This window comes from Actinosynnema sp. ALI-1.44, from assembly GCF_001984155.1.
In the GTDB taxonomy this organism is placed as follows: Bacteria; Actinomycetota; Actinomycetes; order Mycobacteriales; family Pseudonocardiaceae; genus Kibdelosporangium.
In genome coordinates this window covers 182,681-206,121 of record NZ_MTQO01000047.1, presented here as the reverse complement: position 1 = coordinate 206,121, position 23,441 = coordinate 182,681, and the positions used below count along the sequence as shown (strand labels likewise).

Sequence of the window (23,441 nt, the reverse complement as noted above, 5' to 3'; positions counted from 1 at the left end):
GGCTCACTCCGGCCGGCCGGCGAGCCGGTAGCCCACGCCGCGCACGGTCTCGATCAGCGCGGGCCGCCCCAGCTTCGTGCGCAGGGTCGCCACGTGGACGTCCAGCGAACGGTTCTCCGCCGCGCCGCTGCGGCCCCACACCTCGGCCAGGATCTGCTCACGCGGGCAGACCGTGCCGCGGGCCGACATCACCAGCGCGAGCACCTGGAATTCCTTCCTCGACAATCCAATTGGCTGACCGGCGACGGTGACCTCGTGCCTGGCGATGTCGACGCGGACATCGTCGAACGTGATCGGTTCCGTATTCGACTGGCCACGATCCGTGCTCCGCCTGCGAACAGCGTGCACCCTGGCGACCAACTCACCGACGTCATACGGTTTCACCAAGTAATCGTCGGCGCCTGCCTGCAAAGCCAGAATGCGATCATCCACCTCGCCGCGCGCGGACACGACAATGACCGAAACGTCACTCACGGCCCTGATCTGGCGACAAAGTGTCATCCCATCGATATCCGGCAGCCCCAGGTCCAGCAGGATCACGTCGACCTCGCCAGCCAGGTCCAGCACCCCCCTGCCCTGAGCCATCCGCCGAACCGCCAGTCCGCGCTTGACCAGTGCCGGGACCAGCGCGTGAGCGACCCGGTCGTCGTCCTCGACAAGGAGCACTCGCACGCGTGTCCCTCCGCAGGTGTCATGACCATGTGACAGAGTTGAGACCCTAAGTGTTGCTCAAGGTCGCTGGACTGTGTGAGCCGAGCCCCCTAGGTTTCCGCCAACGCACGCTGGCCTGTTTTGGAGGATTGATGACCGAAGTTGCCGCCGCGCCTCCGATGATTCGGCTGAAGGCGGTAGACAAGTTCTTCGGGCCGTTGCATGTCCTCAAGGACATCAACCTGGAGATTCCCAAAGGTGAGGTCGTCGTCGTGCTCGGGCCGTCGGGGTCGGGCAAGTCGACGCTGTGCCGGTCGATCAACCGGCTCGAGCCGATCAACTCGGGCGTGATCGAGGTCGACGGCAAGCCGCTGCCTGCCGAAGGCAAGGACCTGGCAAGGCTGCGTGCGGACGTGGGCATGGTGTTCCAGTCGTTCAACCTGTTCGCGCACAAGAGCATCGTCGACAACGTCACCCTCGCCCCGATCAAGGTCCGCAAGACCGCGAAGGACGAGGCGCGCAAGACAGCGATGGAGCTTCTCGAGCGGGTCGGCATCGCCAACCAGTCCGACAAGTACCCCGCTCAGCTGTCCGGTGGCCAGCAGCAGCGCGCGGCCATCGCCCGCGCGCTGGCGATGCGGCCGAAGGTCATGCTGTTCGACGAGCCGACGTCGGCGCTGGACCCGGAGATGGTCCAGGAAGTGCTGGACGTGATGACCAGCCTCGCCAAAGAGGGGATGACCATGCTCGTGGTCACCCACGAAATGGGTTTCGCCCGCAAAGCAGCCGATCGGGTGATTTTCATGTCCGACGGCGAGGTCGTGGAGGACTCCACACCGGAAGAGTTCTTCACGGCGCCGAAATCCAACCGGGCGAAGGACTTCCTTGGCAAGATCCTGACCCACTGAGGATGACAGCGGCGTTCCGATGGCGCGCCGCGTGAACAGCAGGAGACAGAGGACATGAGGGTTCGTACCCTGGCAGTTGGGCTGCTGGTCGGTGGTCTCGCACTGACCGGCTGTGGCAAGTCGGGCTCCCCCGGCGACGCGGGCTCGCCGCCCCCGCAGCAGGACGTCGCCACCGACGTGAAGGTGGACGGCTCGCCGACCTTCGACCGGATCAAGGGCCGCGGCAAGGTCATCATCGGCGTCAAGGAGGACCAGCCTGGTCTGGGCTTCAAGGACCCGACCACCGGCAAGTACTCCGGGTTCGACATCGAGATCGCCAACCTGGTCGCCGCCAAGCTCGGCTTCAAGCCCGAGCAGATCGAGTACAAGGCCGTCGCTTCGGCAGGCCGCGAGGCCGCGATCGCCAACGGCAACGTCGACTACTACGTCGGCACCTACACGATCAACGACAAGCGCAAGGAGCAGATCGCCTTCGCCGGTCCGTACTTCACCGCGGGCCAGGACTTGTTGGTGCGCAAGGACAACACCGACATCACCGGGCCGGAGACCCTCAAGGGCAAGAAGGTCTGCTCGGTGACCGGCTCCACGCCGATCCAGAAGGTCCGCAACGACAAGCTGACCGACCAGATCGTCGAACTGCAGACCTACTCGCAGTGCGTCACCCAGCTCGACCAGAAGCAGATCGACGCCGTCACCACCGACGACGCGATCCTGAAGGGCTACGCCGCGCAGGAGAAGGACAAGTTCAAGGTCGTCGGCAAAACCTTCTCCAAGGAGCCGTACGGCATCGGCCTGCCGAAGACCGACAAGGCCTTCAAGGACAAGGTGACCAGCATCCTGCAGACCGCGCTGGACGACGGCACCTGGCAGAAGACCTACGACAACACGCTGGGCAAGTCGGGCTCACCGGCCACCAAGCCGACCCTCGACAAGTCCTGACGAAGTTCACCCGGTCGGTGGTCGAGCACTCCTCGGCCACCGACCGGCTTCATTGATGGTGTCCTCACCGCGGGCGGTAACCAGATGAATGTCCTGTTGGACAACAGCCAGTACTTCGTCAACGGGTTCCTCAACACGATCAAGCTGTTCCTGATCTCCGGGGTGCTCTGCCTGATCCTGGGAACGATCCTGGCGATGATGCGGGTCAGTCCCGTGCCGATTTTCCGTGCGTTCGGCACGGCGTACGTGACCATCGTGCGCAACACGCCGTTGACGCTCGTGTTCTTCTTCTTCGCGTTCGCGTTCCCCCTGCTGGACATCGTCGGGGAACTGCGCGAGTACTACTTCTTCGCGGCCGTGACCGCGTTGACTTTCTACACCTCGGCGTTCGTCTGCGAGGTCGTCCGCGCCGGTATCAACACCGTGCCGCTCGGGCAGATCGAGGCGTCCCGCGCGCTCGGACTGACGTTCGGCCAGGCACTGTCCAGTGTGGTGCTGCCGCAGGCGACGCGCTCGGTCGTGCCGCCGATGGTCTCCACGATGGTGGCCCTGTTGAAGAACACCACGATCGCCGCCGGTTTCTCGGTCGCCGAGGCCGGTGCGATCCGCGACATCCTGTCCGAGCGGGGTTACAGCGCCATGATCGGCCTGCTGTGGGTGGCGCTGTTCTTCATCATCCTGGTCATCCCGATGACCCTGTTGCAGCGCAGCCTCGAGAAGCGTTGGAGTGTGGCCCGATGAGCGCATCCGCACTGTTCGACCTGCCGGGCCCCAAGGCCCGGATGCGCTACCGGCTCTACGCGGTGATCGGCACCTTGCTGATCGCCGGCGCGATCGCGTTCGTGATCTACAAGTTCATCGACGCGGGCCAGTTCGACGGCGAACTGTGGGCGTGGATCGAGTACGAGAAGATCCAGACCGACCTGCTGGCCGCGCTGGGCAAGACGCTGACGGCGTTCGCCGCGTCAGCTGTGTTGTCGTTGCTGTTCGGTGCGATCTTCGCCGCGGGCAGGCTGTCGGACCACGCGATCTTCCGCGTACCGTCGATGATCATCGTCGAACTGTTCCGCGCGATCCCCGCTGTGATCATGATGTTCATGTTCCACTACGGCATCCAGCTCGGTGACCCGTTCAACTCCGTGGTGGCCGCGCTGACGCTCTACAACGGATCGGTGCTCGCGGAGGTTTTCCGCGCGGGCATCCTGTCGTTGCCGCGTGGGCAGAGCGAGGCCGCGTACGCGGTCGGCATGCGCAAAACCCAGGTGATGGTGCTGGTGCTGCTGCCGCAGGCGCTGCGGGCGATGCTCCCGGCGATCATCAGCCAGCTCGTGGTCGTGCTGAAGGACACCGCTCTCGGCTTCCTGATCACCTACGAGGAACTGCTGTACTACGCACGCAACCTCGGTGGCGTGGCGCAGTTCGGTCGTCCGCTGATCCCGGTGACGATCGTGGTCGCGGCCATGTACATCACCATGTGCCTGTTGCTGGCGTGGCTCGCGAACTACCTCAGCAAGCGGGAGCGCAAGAGCAAGAAGCACATCAGCACCGACGACGGCCCGCTGCCGAACAAGCCTGTGATCATGGATTCCACGGCCAACCCGGCCCCGAGCTTGTAGGACCCCGCTTCCTGGGCGCACCGGCCGACCGGCTGGTGCGCCCAAAGCGCTGTTACAGGGACCGTGCTCTAATCACCTCGTGAGGTCGAAGACGTCGGCAAGGACGCGGGCCAAGGTGCTGGACGCCGCCAGGAGCCTGTTCAACGAGCAGTGCACGGCGGACGTGAGCCTCGATGACATAGCCGAGGCCGCCAGGATCAGTCCAGAGGACCTCTCCTATCACTTCCGCGACAAGCCGGAGATCATCCGCGCGTTGTTCGAGCTGTACGGGCGTGCTCTCGACGGCCGCTGGTACCCGAGCAAGGACCCGGCCAAGAACGTCGCCGTGATGGCTCGGAACCTCACGGAGATGAGCAGCCTCCGCTGGGACTACCGGTTCTTCCAGCGGGAAATGACTCTGCTGCTGCGCGCCGATCCCCGCCTGCGTGCCGCGTACGACGCGGTCTCCGAGCGCCGGCTCAGCGAAATGCGGGTATTCGCCCAGCAACTCGTGCTGCAGGACATGGTGCGCGTTCCCCGGCTGCCACGCACGCTCGACGACCTGCTCATGGCGGTGTGGCTGATCTCTGAGGGCTGGCAGGCGTGGCTCGACGTCACCGGCACCCCCGCCAGTCCTGACGACGTCGGCAGGCTCAACGACCTGTTGATGGTCGTGATCGACCCCTACCTGACCGACCAGGGCCGTGAACTGTTCGAAAAACTGGTCCAGTAGCCGCGGAGAGTGGTCACCTGCCCCCAGCGCCGTTGCTGGAGGCAGGCAACCGGGTGATCAGCTCTTCTTCGACGAACGCCGGAACAGCTTGTTGCCCAGCCACACGACCGGGTCGTAGCGGCGACCGGCGACGCGCTCCTTCATCGGGATCAGCGCGTTGTCGGTGATCTTGATGTGCTCGGGGCACACATCGGTACAGCACTTGGTGATGTTGCAGTAGCCGAGGCCATGCTCGTCCTGCGCGGTGTCACGGCGGTCGGCGGTGTCCAGCGGGTGCATCTCCAGTTCCGCCACCCGCATCAGGAACCGCGGCCCGGAGAACGCTTCCTTGTTCTCCTCGTGGTCACGGATAACGTGGCAGGTGTTCTGGCACAGGAAGCACTCGATGCACTTGCGGAACTCCTGCGACCGCTCGACGTCGACCTGCTGCATCCGGTACTCGCCCGGTTTGAGGTCCGGCGGCGGCGTGAACGACTGCACCTCACGTGCCTTGGTGTAGTTGTACGACACGTCCGTCACCAGGTCGCGGATCACCGGGAACGTCCGCATCGGCGTCACGGTGATCAGCTCGTCCTCGTCGAAGGTCGACATCCGCGTCATGCACAGCAACCGCGGCTTGCCGTTGATCTCCGCCGAGCACGAGCCGCACTTGCCGGCCTTGCAGTTCCAGCGAACCGCCAGGTCCGGCGCCTGGGTGGCCTGCAACCGGTGGATGATGTCGAGGACGACCTCGCCCTCGTTCACCTCGATGACGTAGTCCCGCAGCTCACCGGACTCGTCATCACCGCGCCACACCCGGAATTGCGCTTTGTATCCCATGTCAGGCTTTCCTTCCCGGGTGCGCGGCCAGCTCCTCGCCGGTGTAGTACTTCTCCAGCTCGCCGATCTCGAAGAGCTCGAACAGCTCCTGGCGCATCGGCAACTGGGGCTGCTCCACCACTGACACGTCCGTGCCGTCAGTCGAACACACGAGGAGCTTGTTGCGCCAGTTCGCGTTCATCGCCGGGTGGTCGTCGCGGGTGTGCCCGCCACGGCTCTCCTCACGCAGCAGCGCGGCCTTGGCCACGCACTCGCTGACCAGGATCATGTTGTACAGGTCGATCGCGAGGTGCCAGCCGGGGTTGAACTGCCGGTGGCCCTCCACCGCGATGTTCGGGATCCGGGCCTTGATCTCGTCGATCTTCTGCAGCGCCTGCCGGATCTCACCGGCCTTGCGGATGATGCCGACAAGGTCGTTCATCGACTGCTGCAGTTCGGAGTGCAACGTGTACGGGTTCTCCTCGACCCCGCCGCCGCGCGGGTCGAACGGAAGCACCGCACCGGCGGCCGCCTTGTCCACATCGGACTGCGCGATCTCCGGGCGGTCCGTGAGGCCGTCGACGTAGTCCGCTGCCCCGGTCCCGGCACGTCGGCCGAACACCAGCAGGTCCGACAGCGAGTTGCCGCCGAGGCGGTTCGAGCCGTGCATACCGCCCGCGACCTCGCCGGCGGCGAACAGACCCGGCACCTTGGCCGCGGCCGTGTCGGGGTCGACCTCGACGCCACCCATCACGTAGTGGCAGGTCGGCCCGACCTCCATCGGCTCGGCGGTGATGTCGACGTCCGCCAGTTCCTTGAACTGGTGGTGCATCGACGGCAGCCTGCGCCGGATCTCCTCAGCGGGCATCCGGCTGGAGATGTCGAGGAACACGCCGCCGTGCGGGGACCCTCGACCCGCCTTGACCTCCGAGTTGATCGCACGGGCGACCTCGTCGCGCGGCAACAGGTCCGGCGTGCGCCGGTTGTTGTCGGGGTCGGTGTACCAGCGGTCGGCTTCTTCCTCGTTGTCCGCGTACTTGTCCTTGAAGACCTCGGGGATGTAGTCGAACATGAAGCGCTTGCCGTCGGAGTTGCGCAGCACGCCACCGTCACCGCGAACACCTTCGGTGACGAGGATTCCCTTGACACTGGGCGGCCAGACCATGCCGGTCGGGTGGAACTGGATGAACTCCATGTTGATCAGCGTCGCACCCGCCTTGAGCGCGAGCGCGTGCCCGTCTCCCGTGTACTCCCAGGAGTTCGACGTGACCTTGAAGGACTTGCCGATGCCCCCGGTCGCCAGCACCACGGCGGGTGCCTCGAACAGGATGAACCGGCCGGACTCGCGCCAGTAGCCGAACGCGCCCGCGATCTTGTCGCCGTCCTTGAGCAGTTCGGTGATCGTGCACTCGGCGAAGACCTTGATCTTCGCCTCGTAGTCACCGGTCTCCTTGTGGTCCTCCTGTTGCAGCGACACGATCTTCTGCTGCAACGTGCGGATCAGCTCGAGACCGGTCCGGTCACCGACGTGCGCCAGCCGCGGGTACTCGTGGCCACCGAAGTTGCGCTGCGAGATCCGGCCGTCCTTGGTGCGGTCGAACAACGCGCCGTAGGTCTCCAGCTCCCAGACGCGGTCCGGGGCTTCCTTGGCGTGCAGCTCGGCCATCCGCCAATTGTTCAGGAACTTCCCGCCACGCATGGTGTCGCGGAAGTGCACCTGCCAGTTGTCATTGCTGTTGGCGTTGCCCATGGAGGCGGCGACGCCGCCCTCGGCCATCACCGTGTGGGCCTTGCCGAACAGGGACTTGCACACCACGGCGGTACGCAGACCGCGTTGCCGGGCCTCGATGGCGGCGCGAAGACCGGCACCGCCAGCTCCGATCACGACAACGTCGTACGTGTGCCGCTCGACCTGGGTCATTTACTTCCTCTTTCTCACACGAAGCGCAGGTCGGAGATCGCACCACTGGCAACGAGCATCACGTACAGGTCGGTGAGCACCAGCGTGCCGAGCGTGATCCATGCCAACTGCATGTGCCGGACGTTCAGCTTGGACACGAGAGTCCACAGCTTGTACCGGAGCGGATGGGCGGAGAAGTGCTTCAGCCTGCCACCGGCGATGTGGCGGCACGAATGACAGGACAGCGTGTACCCCCACAGCATGATCACGTTGACCAGGAGGATGACGTTTCCGAGCCCCATCCCGAACCCGCCGTCCGGGGAGTGGAACGCGACGATGGCGTCATAGGTGTTGATGACCGCGACCAGACCCGCGACGTAGAAGAAGTAGCGGTGCAGGTTCTGCAGGATCAGCGGGAACTTCGTCTCCCCCGAGTACTTCACGCGCGGCTCGGCCACCGCGCAGGCGACCGGCGACTGCCACACCGAGCGGTAGTACGCCTTGCGGTAGTAGTAGCAGGTGAGCCGGAAGCCCAGCAGGAACGGCAGGGCGAGGAAGCCCATCGGGATCCAGCCGGGCAGTTCGCCGATCCACTGGCCGAAGTGCGATGAGCCGGGCACGCACGACTCGCTGATGCACGGCGAGTAGAACGGCGTCAGGTAGTGGTAGTCGTTGACCCAGTACCACTGGCCCATGAATGACCGAACGGTCGCGTAAATGACGAACGTCGCCAGGCCGAGATTGGTCAGCAGCGGCGGCAGCCACCACCGGTCGGTGCGCAGATTGCGCACCGAGATCCGCGCCCGGCCCGGCGCGTTGATTCCAACGGTCATCTGTCCTCAGTTCGGGGGTTGACTTCTTTGTCTAGTCGTCGTGGCGGACGAACTCGTCGTCGGTCCCGCGCCACATCGCCGGGTCGTACGGGGTGTCGGGCACGACCACGACCTCGTGCTCGGACACCAGGGGGCGGCGCGGCTGGGGAGGTGCGGGTTCGTCGCGGAACTCCGCGGTGTCGATGTCCATCCGCTCGACGTCGTTGACGAGTCTGCGCACGGCGGGGATGTCGCCGTACTTGGCGCGCAGCTCGCCCACGGCCTGCTTGACCTGGCCGATAGCACGCTGCAACTCAGTGATGTCGCTCATCGACATGACCCGACTCCATTCACCGTTGGAACACACGCCAGCTACTTCGGGTGCGTCCGCGAGTCGGCTCCTATCGCCCTCGGGGCCGGTGGTGGACGCCCCCATGCCGCCGACTGTGCCGCGCCGGTGACCTTGTGACAAGTACCACAGGACATGATCCGCTGTGTGACCGGCCCAACACTCATCCGGCTCGCACTGGATCGATCCCTGTGGCCGACGTCACCGGCACAATCAACACAATCCGTCCGACGAACGGAATTTTAATGTGACTCACCGCACACTCGCGGCCTCCGAAAGGCGGTGGTTCGCGAATGCGGACGGCCACAAGCAGCGGCCCACACGCTCGCGGTGCCGTCGGCCGCAGTCGTGTACACACTCGTCAGCCCGGCCGCCCTGACGACGTTGACGGCCACGACGAAGCTCGTGGCGCGGCGCTGGATTCGATTGACGGCCCTGCCAACAAAGCGTTTCGCCCTATTCGTGACGCTCGGCGTAGCCCACCAAATTTTCCGTTGCGAGCGTCGCATTGCCGTTTCGTGCTAACACCGCACCGGCGCAAGCCCCATCAAGTCCGAGCAGCGAGAGACGCAAGGAAACATGGGTGTCGTCGCGTACCGAGTTGAGAGGTTCACCGCCTACGCCAGACAGGTCGACCGTCCAGAATGTGGGAGCCAGCGAGTGGGTCGACGACATGTCAAGAACCTCACAGTCGCTGTCGCCAAAGGATCCGGACAGCGAACAATGGAAGGTCTCGCTGTCCGTCGACTTTGCCGGGCTCCCAAGTCATGGGAAGACCTTCGACGAGCCGCTGAACCCCCTCGGGACGAGGCGCTTTCGCGAGGCCAAGCCGACCGGCCACTCCCTGTCGTTCCACTCGCCGTAACTGGATCGATACCGCTGGATCACTCGTAGGGGTCGAGCCAAACGTCTCGGACGCACCCCTGAACTCACCCGGATTTTTCTTAATCGATTTTGCTCCTGGGGCGGCTGTGGCTAAGTTGTGCCTTGTCACCACCTGTCAGCACCGTGTGCGACGCCAGCGTTGCCGTCATCACCGATCGGGAGGCCGCAGTGCACACGAAGCTTCACCGCGTCGTCGGCGATGTCACGCAACGTATTGCCGAGCGCAGTGCGCTTACCCGTCAGGCGTACTTGGACCGAGTGCGCGGCATGGCGACGGACGGCCCGGCCCGGGCAGGAATGGCCTGCAGCAACCTCGCGCACGGCTTCGCCGCGTGTGAAGGCTCGGATCGGCTGGCCGTGCGTGGACTGACCAAGCCGGGCGTGGCGATCGTGTCGTCGTACAACGATCTGCTTTCCGCCCACCAGCCACTGCACGAGTACCCGGACTGGCTCAAGGACTCGGTGCGTGAAGCTGGTGGTGTCGCCCAGTTCGCCGGTGGTGTGCCCGCGATGTGCGATGGCATCACACAAGGGCGCGCGGGCATGGAGCTCTCGCTGTTCAGCCGTGAGATCATCGCGATGTCCACGGCGATCGCGCTGTCACACGAGATGTTCGACGGCGCCCTGCTGCTCGGTGTGTGCGACAAGATCGTGCCGGGACTTCTGATCGGAGCGTTGTCCTTCGGGCACCTGCCATCGATTCTCGTGCCCGCGGGGCCCATGACGTCAGGACTGCCCAACAAGGAGAAGGCCCGCGTCCGGCAACTGTTCGCCGAGGGGCTGGCCACACGCGAGGAGCTGCTCGCCGCCGAGTCCGCGTCCTACCATGGCCCTGGCACATGCACTTTCTACGGCACGGCCAACTCCAACCAGATGGTCGTCGAAGTGATGGGTCTGCATCTGCCAGGCGCGAGCTTCGTGCACCCACACACCCCGCTGCGCCGTGCGCTGACCGAGGAAGCGGGCCGTCAGGTCGTGCGGCTCACGCAAACACGCGGGCAGTACACGCCGATCTCCGAGATCGTTGACGAGAAGGCCGTTGTCAACGGCGTTGTGGCGCTGTTGGCGACTGGCGGGTCGACCAACCACACGTTGCACCTGCCTGCGATCGCCGCTGCCGCAGGAATCCAGCTGACTTGGGACGACTTCGCGGATCTTTCAGCTGTGGTGCCGTTGGTGGCGCGCGTGTACCCGAACGGGAGCGCTGACATCAACCACTTCCAGGCCGCCGGTGGCGTGCAGTTCCTGGTGAACACCTTGCTGGACGCCGGTTTGCTGCACCGGGACGTGCGGACGGTGGCGGGTGGTGGCCTGGACCTCTACCGTCAGGAACCGGTGCTGGAAAACGGAAAGCTGATTTGGCGCGACGGTCCCACGGACAGTCTCGACACGACGGTTCTGCGCGATGTCGACGACCCGTTCGAGCCGGACGGCGGGCTGCGGATGTTGTCGGGCAACCTCGGGCGCGCGGTGATCAAGGTGTGCGCTGTCCAGCACGAGAACTGGGTCGTAGAAGCACCGGCGCGCGTGTTCGAAAGCCAGGACCAGTTGTCCGAGGCTTTCCGTGCGGGTGAACTCAACCGCGATGTCGTTGTGGTCGTGCGCAATCAGGGGCCGAAGGCGAACGGGATGCCGGAACTGCACGGCTTGACGCCCGCGCTGGGCGCGCTGATGGATCGTGGCCACAAGGTCGCGCTCATCACCGACGGACGGATGTCCGGTGCGTCCGGCAAAGTGCCCGCGGCGATCCAGGTTTCACCCGAATCGGTGGCCGACGGGCCGCTCGCCCGGTTGCGCGACGGCGACGTGATCCGCCTGGACGCCGAACAAGGCAGGCTGGATGTCCTGACGGACCCGGCGGAGTTCGCTGAGCGGCCTGTTGTGGCAGCGGTGCCGTCGGCGTGGGAAGGCACTGGACGTGAGTTGTTCACCGCATTGCGCAACGCTGTCGGTCCGGCCGAACACGGCGCTACGGTGTTCCCAGGACAGTTGACTTCGATTGGGGAGCTGGCTTGACCACCCGTTTGATCACGGCGGAAGAAGTGCTCGACCTGTCACCGGTGATCCCGGTCGTGGTGATCGACGACGTCGATCACGCGGTCCCGGTCGCGCAGGCCCTGCTGGCAGGCGGAGTGCCGGTGATCGAGCTGACACTGCGCACACCGGTGGCGCTGGAGGGAATCCAGCGGATCAGCAAGGAAGTCCCCGACATCCTCGTCGGTGCGGGCACGGTGACCTCGGCGGCGCTGGCAGCGCAGGCGGCGGAAGCGGGATCGTCCTTCCTGGTGACACCAGGCTCAACCGAAAGTGTGGTTGACGCCTGCGAGGCAACGGGATTGCCGTTCCTGCCGGGAGCAAGCACGGTGACCGAGGCCATGCGGTTGGCGGAGCGCGGCCTGACGGCACTGAAGTTCTTCCCGGCGGAAGCGTCCGGTGGCGTGGATTATCTGAAAGCACTCGGTGGCCCGTTGCCAGGGCTGCGGTTCTGTCCGACGGGTGGAATCTCAGTGGACACAGCACCGAAGTACTTGGCGCTGCCGAACGTCGGCTGTGTTGGCGGTTCCTGGCTCGTTCCGAAATTCGCTCTGTTGGACAACGACTTCGAACGAGTCAAGGACCTGGCTCAAGCAACGGCGGCGCTCCGGCCCGCCTGACACCACATGGTCGCAGCCCCACACCTGCCAGCCCAACGAGGTTCACTCGATGGTGTCCAGGAGATCGGTCTCATCGCCCACGTTGGCCAGTTCGTCCTTGACGACACGGTAGGCCAAACCCTGGCTGTAACCCTTGCGGGCAAGCATGCCGACGAGGCGGCGAACCTTGGTCTGCTGATCGGCGGACCGCATGGAAGGCAGTTTCTTGCGCACGAGCAGGCGCGCCCGTTCCTCCTCGGCCTCCTCGTCGACAGCGGCAACAGCCTCGGCAACAGTGTCGTTGTCAACACCACGACGACGAAGCTCGACACTCAACGCCTTACGCCCCACCCCCTGATAGGTGTGGCGTGAGCGAACCCACATCTCAGCGAAAGCCTTGTCATCGATCAGCCCGACCTGATCGAGCCTGCCCAGCACCCGTTCAGCAACCTCAGACGAAACATCCTTCCCCACCAAGGCCTTGTACAACTCAGCCCGAGTACGAGGCCGAGCGGTGAGCAAGGTCAAACAGAGATCCTTGGCATAAGCCTCAGGATCGCCCTCAGGACCAGCGCCTTGAGTCTTGCGCTCCCGACGACGCTCGTCCCCTCGCCCAACGGCCTCGTCCCCAGATGCCCACCGCCCCCGCCGCGACTGCCCCCGACGACGACCACCATCACCCGACGACAGCGATGGCGACGGCTCAAACGGATCAACGGCCGCATCATCGACGTGCCCTGAACCTGCCTCTGCGGAAGCACGTCCCCGCTGACGACGCGAACCAGCCAAAGCAGAACGCCGCCCCGACGCATCACCAGACACCTCAGCCATCCGACCGCGCAGCTCATCCAACCGCGTACTCGGCGAAGACGAACCACGCACCGACTCCGAGCCCGCAGGGACCACACCTTCCCCGCGAACAGCCCGCTCGCCAGCCTCATGATCACCACGAGCCCCGCCGCGAGGCCCTGCGGGAAGACCAGCGGAAACCTCCGCCATCCGAGCCCGCAGTGCATCCAACTGAGCAACACGCGAAGACGAAGAAGGCCGCCACTCCCCGACCACACCGGTATCACCGGCAACTCGATCTCCGTCGCGAGAATCACTGCTGGGAGCCGTTGAAGACCCGCCGGTCACATCTCTCCTCTGAGGATCGAACCCATCTGGTCGAACCTCACCAGAGGAACTGCGCGAAAGTACAGGCGACGCCTCTCCGACAACCACATCCACAGTGGAAACCTGTTCACCACGAGGCTCAGTGCCCACTACCGAAGTCTCTGCGGTCGCATCAGCCGTCCGAAGATCATCCGCGCCGGATCCAACCTCGCCGGAGGAAGCCCGCTGAGGCACAGACACCGCACCTCCGGCAACCACGCCACCAGACCACTGTTCCCCCCGAGACCCAGTGCCAGCAGCCGTTGAAGACCCGCTTGCCCCATCACCCCTCAGAGAATCACACCCACCTGACCAAACCCCACTAGAAGAACCGCGCCGAGGCACAGACACCGCACCTCCAGCAACCACACCAGCAGGCTGCTGTTCTCCATGAAGCTCACTTCCAGCAGCTACTGGAAGCTCTCCAGCCGCGTCGGCCACCTGGGACTCGAGCTGGGCTTCGGGGGGAGATGCGTGCCCGGTATGCGGAGTCCGGCTGGTCGGTTCGGCAGCCGACTCGGTGCTTTCTTGGGCATCCCGCCCGGCCTTCGGGGCCACGTCTGGTTCCGAAGGCCGGTGTGCGGGATGTGTCGGCGCCGGCGGGGTCGGTTCTTCCCCGGCCCAAGGGTCGATACTCGGGTCCGCCGGTGCCTGGGCTCGCTGGTCTGTCACCCAGTCCTCGAGCCACGTCAAATCGCCAGCTGGCTCTGGCTCCCGCATCAGAAGTCGACGGGGGCGGGCGCCGCTTCCTCGGCGTCAAGCTTCGGGCCGATCCCCATCTTGTCCTGGATGCGCTTCTCGATGTCGTTGGCGACGTCCGGGTTCTCGCGCAGGAACCGGCGGGCGTTCTCCTTGCCCTGCCCGAGCTGGTCGCCCTCGTAGGTGTACCAGGCGCCGGACTTGCGCAGGATGCCCTGGTCGACGCCCATGTCGATGAGCGAGCCCTCACGGCTGACGCCCATGCCGTAGAGGATGTCGAACTCGGCCTGCTTGAACGGCGGGGCCACCTTGTTCTTGACGACCTTGACGCGGGTGCGGTTGCCGACCGGCTCGCCGCCGTCCTTCAGCGTCTCGATGCGGCGCACGTCGAGCCGGACCGACGCGTAGAACTTCAGCGCCTTGCCACCGGTGGTGGTCTCCGGCGAGCCGAACATCACGCCGACCTTCTCACGCAGCTGGTTGATGAAGATCGCGGTGGTGCCGGAGTTGCTCAGCGCACCGGTGATCTTGCGCAGCGCCTGGCTCATCAGCCGGGCCTGCAGACCCACGTGGCTGTCACCCATCTCGCCCTCGATCTCGGCGCGGGGCACGAGCGCCGCGACCGAGTCGATGACCAGGATGTCCAGCGCACCGGACCTGATCAGCATGTCCGCGATCTCCAGCGCCTGCTCACCGGTGTCCGGCTGGGAGACCAGGAGTGCGTCGGTGTCGACACCGAGCGCCTTGGCGTACTCGGGGTCGAGCGCGTGCTCCGCGTCGATGAACGCGGCGATGCCGCCTGCCTTCTGGGCGTTGGCCACGGCGTGCAGGGCGACGGTCGTCTTACCGGAGGATTCCGGGCCGTAGATCTCGACGATCCGGCCACGGGGGTAGCCACCGATCCCGAGTGCGACGTCCAGGACGACGGATCCGGTCGGGATGACCTTGATCGGAGCACGCACCTCTTCCCCGAGGCGCATGACCGAGCCCTTGCCGTACTGCTTGTCGATCTGGGCGAGGGCGAGCTCGAGGGCCTTGCCCCGGTCGGGTGCTGCTGGTGCCATCTGAAGTCCACCTCGTTGGTTCGAGCGGTCTATGTCGGAGGAGACGCTACGGGTGGGGACCGACAATTTCGGGGGACCGCCGATCCCGGTGCGGGGCCATCGTAGCGAACACGTGTTCGACCCGTTCCGGCGACACGCCGGTCAGCGCCGTTCCGGCGGGACCGCGAAGTCGTCGCAGACCGCGCGCCAGATCTCCTTCGGTTCGACACCCGCATCGAGGGCCTGGTCGACGGTGCGGCCGCCGAGCGCGCCGAGCACGTGGTCACGGGCGAGCATCGCGGCGCGGACCGCGCCGAACTCGTCTGCCATCAGGTTGCGGAAGACCGTAGTACGCATCGACGACTAGGTTAATGAGCGTGCAACCACCCAGTGGACTCGAGTCGGCGGGCCTGTGGGTCCTGTCCTTCGCCAGTGTGATCGCAGCACTGGTCGTGATCGTCTTCTGGCTGCGCAACAACCGCAAGCGGTAGTACCGTCGCGGGCGAGGCGAGATCGGAGCTGGACGAGTCATGCGTTTCATGATCATCATCAAGTCGGACGAGAAGACCGACGCGGGCCGTGTGCCGACGGAGGCCGAGTTCGCGGCGATGGCGCGGTTCAACCAGGAGATGGCCGACGCGGGCATCCTGCTCGGCGCCGAGGGCCTGCTGGACAGCGCCAAGGGCGCACGCGTGCAGCTGTCCGGCGGCAAGACCACGATCACCGACGGCCCCTTCACCGAGTCCAAGGAGCTCGTCGCGGGCTTCTGGATGATCAGGGCCGACTCGCTCGAGGAGGCGATCGACTGGGCCGGCCGGGTGCCGAGCCCACCGCACATCGAGACCAACCTCGAGGTCCGCCAGGTCGTCGAGGCCGCCGCGGACTTCGCCGAGACCTACACCGACGAGCTCAGGGAAGGCGAGGACAAGCTCAGGGAGCAGATCGCCGACAACCAGTGACGGCGGTTCAGTCCGGCAGCGGCTGCACGTCCACAGCGCAGCGAAGCACTGTCAGGCGGTGATGCTGTGTTCGACGAACGTCCCCAACTCGGTGAATCCGAGGGCGCGGTAGATCGGCTGCCCGTCGGGTGACGCCTGCAGCACGGCCGTGTCGAAGCCTTCGGCCCGCGCGGCGTGCAAGGCGGCGAGGGTGATGGCGCGACCGAACCCACGGCGCCGGTGGCCGACCAGGGTCGAGACGTTGTAGATCCCGGCGACCTCGTGCGAGAGGAAGGCTTCCGCCGCACACACCGCCGAACCGTCGCGGTAGCCGACGAAGTAGCGAGCCTGGCACCCGGGATCCAACGCGGCCTTGGTGACACGCGAGTAGAACCGGACGACGCCGGGCGCGGGCGGATCCCAGTTCGCGGCGACCACGACCGCGTAGTCCGCGAGTTCGTCAGGCGTGGTCACCCGCCGGATCTCCAACCCGTCCGGGGACGTGCACGCCGGCAACGCGGACAGCGCCGCGACCATGCCGGGTTCCGGGTCGTGCGCGGGATAACCGGCCGCGGCGATGCGCTCCGACAACGACCCGGGCGTGGACTCCGGATCGACCCACCACGAGAAGGCGCCGTCCACGGAGGACACCGTCTCGGCGATCCGCTCGTCGACATCGGACTCGGAGAACCGGGCCCGGGTGATGATGTTGAACGTGTCGTCGCCCACGTCGCCGTTCGCGACCACCACGTCGTCGGACCGCGCCACGGTCATGCCGTCGGTCCGCAGGTGCAGGTGCGACGAGTGCGCGACGAAGTTGGCGATCATCCGATCAAGTGCCGGGCTGGACATTCCTCTCCCAGTAGTTCGCGATGTCGTCGGGTGAGCCGGCGTCGCGCAGCTGGACCTTGCTCAGCACGCCGATCACCGGCCTGTCCTTGACGGTGAAGACCAGTTTGCCGGTCCCGCCGCTGATGGCCGCGCGGTACTCACCGCTGAGTCCGTTGCCCGCCCAGTCGGCCTGGACCATGTCGCCGCCGAGCGACCCGATCACCAGCTGCGCCTGCTTGGTCGCGTCGTCGTTCGACGAGGTCTGCAGGTACGAGACCTGGTAGTCCTGGCTCAGCGTGCACGTCGCGCTCAACCCGGCGGCGGCGTCGAGGCCGCTGCTCTCCACGCCCGGCTTGCACGCGTTGTTGTCCGGCACGGTCCCGGCGAGCTGCCGTAGGCACTTGGTGAAACCCTTGTCGTCCTTCTCCCCCACTGTTCCGCAGTCCGCGGCCGAAGCGCCACCGCCGCCCCGCAGCAGGAAGAAGCCAGCCACCACGGCCAGCACGACGACGAGCACGCCCCCGCCGATCAGCAGTTTGCGGTCCGGCTTCTTCTTCGAGGCGGCGGGCGTCAGGGTCGGGAAGTTGCTCGGCAACGGCGCGGGCACCGGGGGCGCCGGGGCCTGCTGCGCAGGGAAACCCCCGCTCGGCGACGTGGGCGGCCGGTAGTTCGCGCGGACCGGCGACATCGTCGCGGTCGGCTGGTCCTCGCTCAGCGCGCTCTGCACGTTCTGCGTCTGGGTGCGGGCGCTGATGCCTTCGTGCGGCACGTGGTGCGCACCGAGCGCCACGGCGGTTTCCGGCTGGTCAAGGCTCGTGGGCACGACACGCAACTGCTCGGCGATCAGCTGGGCGACCAGCGGCATCCGGCTCGATCCGCCGACGAGGTAGATGCCGAGCAACCGGTCGGGCGTCATCCCGGTCGACCGGATCGTCGCGGCGAGCAACTCCACGCTGCGCAGCAGGTTCGGCCGGACCAGCGCCTCCAGTTCGGCCCGCGTGACGAGCACGTCGTCGAACGGCTCGGGCATCGGCACCTCTGTCTGCGGGTGCCGGGACAACGCTTCCTTCGCGGCTTTCACGTCCTCACGCAGCGAACGCTGCGCGCGGCGGTCGCTTGTCGTCTCCGGGCGCAGCAGCCGCTGCCAACGAGCCGGGTCGCGGTGGGACACCTCGCGACCGACGTGTTCGAGCATGGCCTGGTCGACGTCAAGGCCGCCGAGGTCGGGCAGGCCGTCCTCGGCGAGAACGGTGAAGCCGGTCTGCGTCGCGCCGACCACGGCGATGTCGAACGTGCCCGCGCCGAGGTCGTAGACCGCGAGCGCCTTTCCCGGCGCCAGCGACTGCCCGGGGAACGAGGCGAAGTGCGCTGCCGCGGCCACGGGCTCGGGCACGAGCAGGAGGTTGTTGCCGAGTCCGGCAAGCCTGGCCGCAGCCATCAGGACGTTTCGCCTGGTCGGACCCCACTGCGCGGGGTGTGTCAGGCGCACCTCGTCCGGCTTCGCGCCGCCGAGTTGCCGTGATGTCTCTTCGCCGACGCGGCTCAGCACGGCGGCAAGCGCGTCGGTCACCGGCACGACCGTGTCACCGAGCAGGAGGGTGCCCTCGTCGACCCGGCGTTTGGGGTTGGGCTCGAACCGCGACGGATCCAGTCGGGCCCGGCGTTCGGCGTCCCTGCCGACCAGCAGGTTGCCGTCCTCACCGGCGAAGACCGCGGACGGCATGGTGGCGGAGCCGTCGACCTCGACCACACGAGGCGGACGTCCGTGGGCGGACAGCACAGCGACGGTGTTCGACGTGCCGAGGTCAACTGACAGGACGCGCACTGATCTCCCCTTTGATGTGACCGGCTGGTCGGCCCAGATGGTGCCATGCCGACGGGTACGGGTGGGTCCGGGTTGACTTTCTGCTCATTCCGAGCACGATGAATGCTCAGAATGAGCACACTCCGTGTCCTGGTGATCGGCGACGACCTGACCGGCAGCAACGCGACCGGCGCGTTGTTCGCCCGGTTCGGCATGCGCGCCATGACCGTGCAGGGAAACAGCGCGTTGCCGGACATCGAGGCGCTCGTGGTCAACTTGGGCAACCGGCACGCCGCGCCCGACGAGGCTCGAGCGGCGGTGCGGGCGACGATCGAGGCAGTGGGTGACGTACCTCTCGTCGTCAAGCGCGTGGACACGACCTTGCGAGGCAACGTCGGAGCCGAGACAGACGCGGCCATCGAGGCACTGAACGCGCGTGCGCTCGTCGTCCCCGCGTTCCCCGATGCCGGACGAGTCACCGTGGGTGGCTTGCACCTCGTCGACGGTGTGCCGGTCGCGCAGACGGCAGCCGGACGAGATGCACTCAATCCGGTGAAATCGTCCCGCGTGGCCACGATCCTCAGAGCCGGAACCGCTCGGTCGATCAGTGAGATTCCGCTGGATGTGGTGGAACAAGGGGTCGAAGCGGTCGCGGAGGCGTTGCGCACGGACAGTGAGATCGTCGTCTGCGACGCGACTCGCAATGCACACCTTCGGGTGATCGCCGAGGCGGCGGCACAGGTGTCGAAAGTGTGGTTGTCGGTGGATTCCGGCCCGTTCGGCGTCCGGCTCGCCGCGGCTTTGGGTATCGCGCCCGGCGACCAGCCGAGGCCGCCGGTGCTCGCCGTGGTCGGCAGCATCACCGGCCTCACCGCCGACCAGGTTCAGGAAACCGAGCAGACGCTGGGCGCCAGGTACATCACGGTGACCGGCGCCGAAGTACCCGAGGACGTGGCCGCCGCAGTCGGCGACCTGCTCGGCCAGGATCTCGACGTGGTCGGCGTGCGCACCATGGCGGCCGCGCTCGACAGGGAACTCGCGGCGCGACTGCCGGGCGTCCTTGCCGAGATCACCAGGCAGATCCTGACGCGGCACAGGATCGGTGGCCTGTACGCCACCGGTGGCGACATCGCCACGGCGATCACGGCCGCACTGGACACGGATGGATTCGTGATCGACGACGAGGTGGTACCGCTGGCTGTGGTCGGCAGGCTCGCCGGTGGCCCGTTCAACGGGCTGCCGTTCGCCACGAAGGGCGGCCTGATCGGGGACCACGCCGCGGCGGTCGCCTGTATCGAACGGCTGAGAGGAACCATATGACCAAGCCCGTGCTCGCGGTGACGCTCGGGGATCCGGCCGGGATCGGACCGGAGATCACCGCGAAGACGCTCGCCGCGCCGGAGGCCACGGACACCGCCCGTCCGCTCGCGGTCGGCGACGCGCCCGTCCTGCGCCGCGCGATCGAGGTACTCGGCCTGGACGCGGAGGTCAACGCCGTGTCGTCGGTCGCCGACGCGAAATTCGAACCAGGCACGATCGACATTCTCGACCTGGGCATCGCACCGGGCGACCTGCCGTGGGGCGAGGTGAACGCCACGGCGGGCAAGGCCGCTGTCGCCGCGATCGAGGAGGCGACGAGGGCGGCGCTGCGTGGCGAGGTGGACGCCGTGGTCACGTCCCCGATCAACAAGGAATCGATCTGGGCGGCGGGGTCGAAACACCTCGGGCACACCGAGATGCTCGGCGAACTGACCGGGTCCGACCGGTTCAACACCATGTTCTGGGTCCGCGGTCTGCGGATCTTCTTCGCGACCAGGCATCTGTCACTGCGCCAGGCGGTCGAGCAGATCACCAGGCCCAACATCGAGCACGCGATCCGCGAGGCGTACACGGCGTTGCGCGTGTTCGGCAACGAGTCCCCCAGGCTGGCGGTCGCCGCGTTGAACCCGCACGGCGGCGAGGGCGGCAAGTTCGGCGACGAGGAGATCGTCGCGATCGCGCCCGCCGTCGAGGCGGCGAAGGCCGACGGCCTGGACGTCGCAGGCCCGATCCCAGCGGATTCCGTGTTCCACCAAGGTCTGGAAGGACGCTACGACGGCGTCCTGTCGCTGTACCACGATCAGGGACACATCGCGTCGAAGACCGTCGACTTCCACGGCACGGTGTCGGTCACTGTCGGCCTGCCCATTCTGCGTACGTCAGTGGACCACGGCACGGCGTTCGACATAGCCGGGACCGGCCGGGCCGAACACGGCACGATGGTCGCGGCGTTCCGCGCAGCCGTCGATCTGGCGCCCTACGCGCCCCGGCTACGTGAGGCGTATCCCGGCAGATGAGCGCACGTGAACGCCGGGCGAGGCTGTTGCGGGAAGTGCGCGGCGGATCCGGGCACATCAGCGAACTGGCGGACCAGTTCCAGGTGTCGCCCTCCACGATCCGCCGTGACCTCACCGCGCTCGAACGCGACGGCCACATCGTGCGGACGTACGGCGGCGCTGTGGAGCGAAGTGTCCGGGAGAAGGACACCCGCAACGTCACCGAAAAGGATGAGATCGCGCTGAAGGCGGCGGCTATGGTCGAGGACGGCGAGATCGTCGTCCTCGACGCGGGCACGACAACCGGACGACTCGCCGCCCACCTCGCGCACCGCGATCTGACCGTGGTCACCAACGGTCTGACAGCGATCACCGCGCTGGCCGAGAGCACGACCGTGGACCTGATCGTCCTAGGCGGACGGATGCGGCAGCCGAACGCTTCGATCGTCGGCGCGACGGCCATCGAACAACTGCGGCACATCGGCGCGGACCGCGTCTTCCTCGGCGCGGACGGCCTGAGCACGGACCGAGGTCTGTGCTCGCCGAGCCTGGACCAGGCACACCTGAAACACGCGATGCTGCACAGCGCACGGCACGCATATGTCCTGGTTGATCACACCAAAATCGGTCAGGAACCTTTCCCCTACTGGACTCCCCTGGACAGGACGCACACCGTGCTGACGGACTCGTCTGCGATCTGAGGCTCCGGCGGCTGGCCCGAACTGGCCGACTACATCGAAGTCTTCCGGCGCGCAGCGCTGACGAGTCCCCGGGTGCCACCGGTTCGGCGGCAGGCGGCACCCGAGTCCCGCGTTACACCGGTCGACGCGTTCGACGCCAGGCGATCACGATCAACGCGATCAGGCCGAACAGCGGGATCGTGCTGATCGCCCAGCTCAACCCCATCGGTGGTCCCGGCTGCTCCATCACTTTGAGGTCGCGCAGTTCACCCGTTCCGGTACCTTTCGGCCCTTCGATGTTGAAGCGAACCGTCCAGTCGCCCGGTTCGGGCAGGCTACGCACGTCCAGCCCCCAGACGTCGCGCTTACGCGGATGACGAGCCAACGGCTCCCCTTGTCTCTGCCGGCCGAGGCTCATGATCACGTTGCCCTGCTTGCCGGCGATGCCGTCGTCCGGGGCGAATGTGAAGTCCAGCGACTGCATGGCTTTCAGCGGCCACGTGCTGAAGCCGACGGTCACGGTGTACGGCCCGGCCACGACTTTCTCGGTGTGCACCACGTTCACCGGCTCGTAGGCCGATGCCGGCGCGGCCAACCCGAGCAGAAGCCCGATCGCCGCGAGCAGTCCCCACACTGATCTACGCATGACTGGCTTCCTTCGTGCTGGTTTCGTTCGTTGGCGCGAGGTGGCGCAGCATCTGGCTGAACCGGCGGCCCAGCATCCCGGCGAGAGCGCCGACGACCGCACCTGTCGCCGCCGTGGCCAGATAGACGTCGGTGGGTGGCATCGAGCTGTCATAGACCCAGATGTTCTGCAGCGGCAGGGTCAGCGTGATGATCAAGCCGCCGACGACGCCCGCGATCACGGCAGGGGCCTTGCGCAGCAGTTCGATCGCCACCGCGACGATGATGAGGCTCATCGGGATCATGGCGGGCAATGACGGAACACCGTCGATGTAGTCACGGACCGGCAAGCCCACCGCGTCGGCGTAAACCCGAGCGGCCCACGGGGAAAACCACCAGAACACCGCCTGGAGCAACCCGACCGCGACGGCCACGGCGATCGCGCCACCGCGGCGGGTGATCACCCCACAGGCCATGGTCAGCAGAAGCACGCACATGAATGTGGCTCCGGCGGTCACCGGACGCACGATGCCGTTCGGCAACGCCTGCAAACCGATCACGGTGACCATGCTGAAAGCGATCAGCGTCGCCGCGCCGACCACCGTGCCGATCTGGCCCCAGCGCTGGTCGCGCGCGGTGGCGAAAACCATGACCGCACCGACCATCGTGATGGAGATCGACAGCAGGAGACCGATGTGCGGCGGAGAATCGATCACCGCGTCGAAGCCGTAAAGACCGTGCCACCACTGGTCCCACAAGCCGTACAGCAGGAACGACGCGGCTCCGACGCCGGAGACGAGATACCCGACAGGTGCTGCGAACGTCCGCCCGAACACGCCGACCGCCCGGCCACCCACGATCGGGTCGATGTCCGCGCCGCGCCGCTGCGCTGCCGTTGTCAGCAGAACCACGACGAGACTGGCGATCCCGGAGACGGCGCTGCCGGAGTACAGGAACAGGTGCGGCAACGTGAAGAACGTGTCCGGGCCGACATCCGAGTGCCACTGGATGTCCCAGGTGAGGCCGACGAGCGAGAGCAGCGTTCCACCGAGCACGAAACTCGCGGGCAGCAATCCCCTCGGCACGTTCCTGGCCGCGGTGTCGCGTCCGGCCGCCATCGACGCGGTCATGTCCATTGATCCACCCCTT

At 66.4% G+C, this 23,441-nt stretch carries 24 protein-coding genes; 11 read left to right on the top strand and 13 right to left on the bottom strand.

All coding sequences use genetic code 11. The annotated features are described in order from the left end of the window. Window positions 1–3 precede the first annotated feature (3 nt). Complete coding sequence (locus ALI144C_RS26045) at window positions 4–672, bottom strand: response regulator transcription factor (RefSeq protein ID WP_076989793.1); 669 nt, start codon at window positions 670–672, stop codon at window positions 4–6. 158 nt (window positions 673–830) lie between these two features. Between ALI144C_RS26045 and ALI144C_RS26040 the strand changes: the two genes are divergently transcribed. The 5 genes from ALI144C_RS26040 (at window position 831) to ALI144C_RS26020 (ending at window position 4,826) form a co-directional block, all read left to right on the top strand. Next, a complete protein-coding gene (locus ALI144C_RS26040) occupies window positions 831–1,559 on the top strand; it encodes an amino acid ABC transporter ATP-binding protein (RefSeq protein WP_143230901.1) in 729 nt (242 codons plus the stop codon). Between the two features lie 54 nt (window positions 1,560–1,613). Further along, complete coding sequence (locus ALI144C_RS26035; RefSeq protein WP_076989791.1) at window positions 1,614–2,498, top strand: glutamate ABC transporter substrate-binding protein; 885 nt, start codon at window positions 1,614–1,616, stop codon at window positions 2,496–2,498. Between the two features lie 84 nt (window positions 2,499–2,582). Beyond that, complete coding sequence (locus ALI144C_RS26030) at window positions 2,583–3,239, top strand: amino acid ABC transporter permease (protein WP_076989790.1); 657 nt, start codon at window positions 2,583–2,585, stop codon at window positions 3,237–3,239. After that, a complete protein-coding gene (locus ALI144C_RS26025) occupies window positions 3,236–4,114 on the top strand; it encodes an amino acid ABC transporter permease (protein WP_076989789.1) in 879 nt (292 codons plus the stop codon). Before ALI144C_RS26030 ends, ALI144C_RS26025 begins: the two co-directional genes overlap by 4 nt. Window positions 4,115–4,193: 79 nt before the next feature. Then, window positions 4,194–4,826 (top strand): TetR/AcrR family transcriptional regulator, encoded by a 633-nt coding sequence (locus ALI144C_RS26020; protein ID WP_083753385.1) that lies wholly within the window; start codon window positions 4,194–4,196, stop codon window positions 4,824–4,826. Between the two features lie 57 nt (window positions 4,827–4,883). Here the strand turns inward: ALI144C_RS26020 and ALI144C_RS26015 are convergent, their stop codons facing one another. From ALI144C_RS26015 to ALI144C_RS54635, 5 genes are all read right to left on the bottom strand, one after another. Beyond that, window positions 4,884–5,645, bottom strand: a complete 762-nt coding sequence (locus ALI144C_RS26015) for a succinate dehydrogenase/fumarate reductase iron-sulfur subunit (RefSeq protein WP_076989787.1) — start codon at window positions 5,643–5,645, stop codon at window positions 4,884–4,886. A 1-nt stretch (window position 5,646) separates the two neighbouring features. Next, on the bottom strand, window positions 5,647–7,545 hold the full coding sequence (locus tag ALI144C_RS26010) for a fumarate reductase/succinate dehydrogenase flavoprotein subunit (protein ID WP_076989786.1): 1,899 nt from the start codon (window positions 7,543–7,545) through the stop codon (window positions 5,647–5,649). 14 nt (window positions 7,546–7,559) lie between these two features. Next, on the bottom strand, window positions 7,560–8,357 hold the full coding sequence (locus ALI144C_RS26005; RefSeq protein ID WP_076989785.1) for a hypothetical protein: 798 nt from the start codon (window positions 8,355–8,357) through the stop codon (window positions 7,560–7,562). 31 nt (window positions 8,358–8,388) lie between these two features. Next, the gene (locus ALI144C_RS26000) at window positions 8,389–8,673 is read right to left on the bottom strand and encodes a hypothetical protein (protein ID WP_076989784.1); all 285 of its coding nucleotides are present in this window, start codon (window positions 8,671–8,673) and stop codon (window positions 8,389–8,391) included. Between the two features lie 468 nt (window positions 8,674–9,141). Then, window positions 9,142–9,360, bottom strand: coding sequence for a hypothetical protein (locus tag ALI144C_RS54635; RefSeq protein WP_143230865.1), 219 nt, complete (start codon window positions 9,358–9,360; stop codon window positions 9,142–9,144). Window positions 9,361–9,738: 378 nt separating this feature from the next. Here ALI144C_RS54635 and edd point away from each other — a divergent pair, with 378 nt between their 5' ends. Both edd and eda read left to right on the top strand, forming a co-directional pair. Continuing rightward, window positions 9,739–11,586, top strand: coding sequence for a phosphogluconate dehydratase (gene edd, locus ALI144C_RS25990; protein WP_076990053.1), 1,848 nt, complete (start codon window positions 9,739–9,741; stop codon window positions 11,584–11,586). A gap of 8 nt (window positions 11,587–11,594) precedes the next feature. Continuing rightward, entirely contained in the window at window positions 11,595–12,224 is a 630-nt protein-coding gene (eda, locus tag ALI144C_RS25985) for a bifunctional 4-hydroxy-2-oxoglutarate aldolase/2-dehydro-3-deoxy-phosphogluconate aldolase (protein WP_076990054.1), read from the top strand. 42 nt (window positions 12,225–12,266) lie between these two features. Here eda and recX read toward each other — a convergent pair whose 3' ends face one another. From recX to ALI144C_RS25965, 3 genes are all read right to left on the bottom strand, one after another. Beyond that, window positions 12,267–13,034: a recombination regulator RecX gene (recX, locus tag ALI144C_RS59150; RefSeq protein WP_083753384.1), complete on the bottom strand. Its 768-nt coding sequence runs from the start codon at window positions 13,032–13,034 to the stop codon at window positions 12,267–12,269. Between the two features lie 1,043 nt (window positions 13,035–14,077). Beyond that, window positions 14,078–15,121, bottom strand: coding sequence for a recombinase RecA (gene recA, locus ALI144C_RS25970; RefSeq protein WP_076989780.1), 1,044 nt, complete (start codon window positions 15,119–15,121; stop codon window positions 14,078–14,080). 141 nt (window positions 15,122–15,262) lie between these two features. Further along, on the bottom strand, window positions 15,263–15,457 hold the full coding sequence (locus tag ALI144C_RS25965) for a DUF3046 domain-containing protein (RefSeq protein ID WP_076989779.1): 195 nt from the start codon (window positions 15,455–15,457) through the stop codon (window positions 15,263–15,265). A 173-nt stretch (window positions 15,458–15,630) separates the two neighbouring features. On the opposite strand from ALI144C_RS25965, the gene ALI144C_RS25960 reads away from it, so the two are divergent. Further along, entirely contained in the window at window positions 15,631–16,059 is a 429-nt protein-coding gene (locus ALI144C_RS25960) for a YciI family protein (RefSeq protein WP_076989778.1), read from the top strand. A 51-nt stretch (window positions 16,060–16,110) separates the two neighbouring features. Here the strand turns inward: ALI144C_RS25960 and ALI144C_RS25955 are convergent, their stop codons facing one another. Both ALI144C_RS25955 and ALI144C_RS25950 read right to left on the bottom strand, forming a co-directional pair. Beyond that, window positions 16,111–16,890, bottom strand: a complete 780-nt coding sequence (locus tag ALI144C_RS25955) for a GNAT family N-acetyltransferase (RefSeq protein ID WP_202819062.1) — start codon at window positions 16,888–16,890, stop codon at window positions 16,111–16,113. Then, window positions 16,871–18,694 carry an Hsp70 family protein gene (locus ALI144C_RS25950; protein ID WP_076989776.1) on the bottom strand — a complete coding sequence of 608 codons (1,824 nt, stop codon included), beginning with the start codon at window positions 18,692–18,694 and terminating at the stop codon, window positions 16,871–16,873. Before ALI144C_RS25950 ends, ALI144C_RS25955 begins: the two co-directional genes overlap by 20 nt. A gap of 111 nt (window positions 18,695–18,805) precedes the next feature. On the opposite strand from ALI144C_RS25950, the gene ALI144C_RS25945 reads away from it, so the two are divergent. Genes ALI144C_RS25945 through ALI144C_RS25935 form a run of 3 tightly spaced genes read left to right on the top strand, consistent with a single transcriptional unit; the run spans window position 18,806 to window position 21,689 of the window. After that, window positions 18,806–19,993 carry a four-carbon acid sugar kinase family protein gene (locus ALI144C_RS25945; protein WP_076989775.1) on the top strand — a complete coding sequence of 396 codons (1,188 nt, stop codon included), beginning with the start codon at window positions 18,806–18,808 and terminating at the stop codon, window positions 19,991–19,993. Beyond that, window positions 19,990–21,009, top strand: coding sequence for a 4-hydroxythreonine-4-phosphate dehydrogenase PdxA (pdxA, locus tag ALI144C_RS25940; RefSeq protein ID WP_076989774.1), 1,020 nt, complete (start codon window positions 19,990–19,992; stop codon window positions 21,007–21,009). Before ALI144C_RS25945 ends, pdxA begins: the two co-directional genes overlap by 4 nt. Beyond that, window positions 21,006–21,689 carry a DeoR/GlpR family DNA-binding transcription regulator gene (locus tag ALI144C_RS25935; protein WP_076989773.1) on the top strand — a complete coding sequence of 228 codons (684 nt, stop codon included), beginning with the start codon at window positions 21,006–21,008 and terminating at the stop codon, window positions 21,687–21,689. The genes pdxA and ALI144C_RS25935 overlap by 4 nt, the downstream gene beginning before the upstream one ends. Before the next feature lie 112 nt (window positions 21,690–21,801). Here the strand turns inward: ALI144C_RS25935 and ALI144C_RS25930 are convergent, their stop codons facing one another. After that, window positions 21,802–22,314: a hypothetical protein gene (locus tag ALI144C_RS25930; protein ID WP_076989772.1), complete on the bottom strand. Its 513-nt coding sequence runs from the start codon at window positions 22,312–22,314 to the stop codon at window positions 21,802–21,804. Next, window positions 22,307–23,428, bottom strand: a complete 1,122-nt coding sequence (locus tag ALI144C_RS25925) for a hypothetical protein (protein WP_076989771.1) — start codon at window positions 23,426–23,428, stop codon at window positions 22,307–22,309. The genes ALI144C_RS25930 and ALI144C_RS25925 overlap by 8 nt, the downstream gene beginning before the upstream one ends. Window positions 23,429–23,441 lie beyond the last annotated feature (13 nt).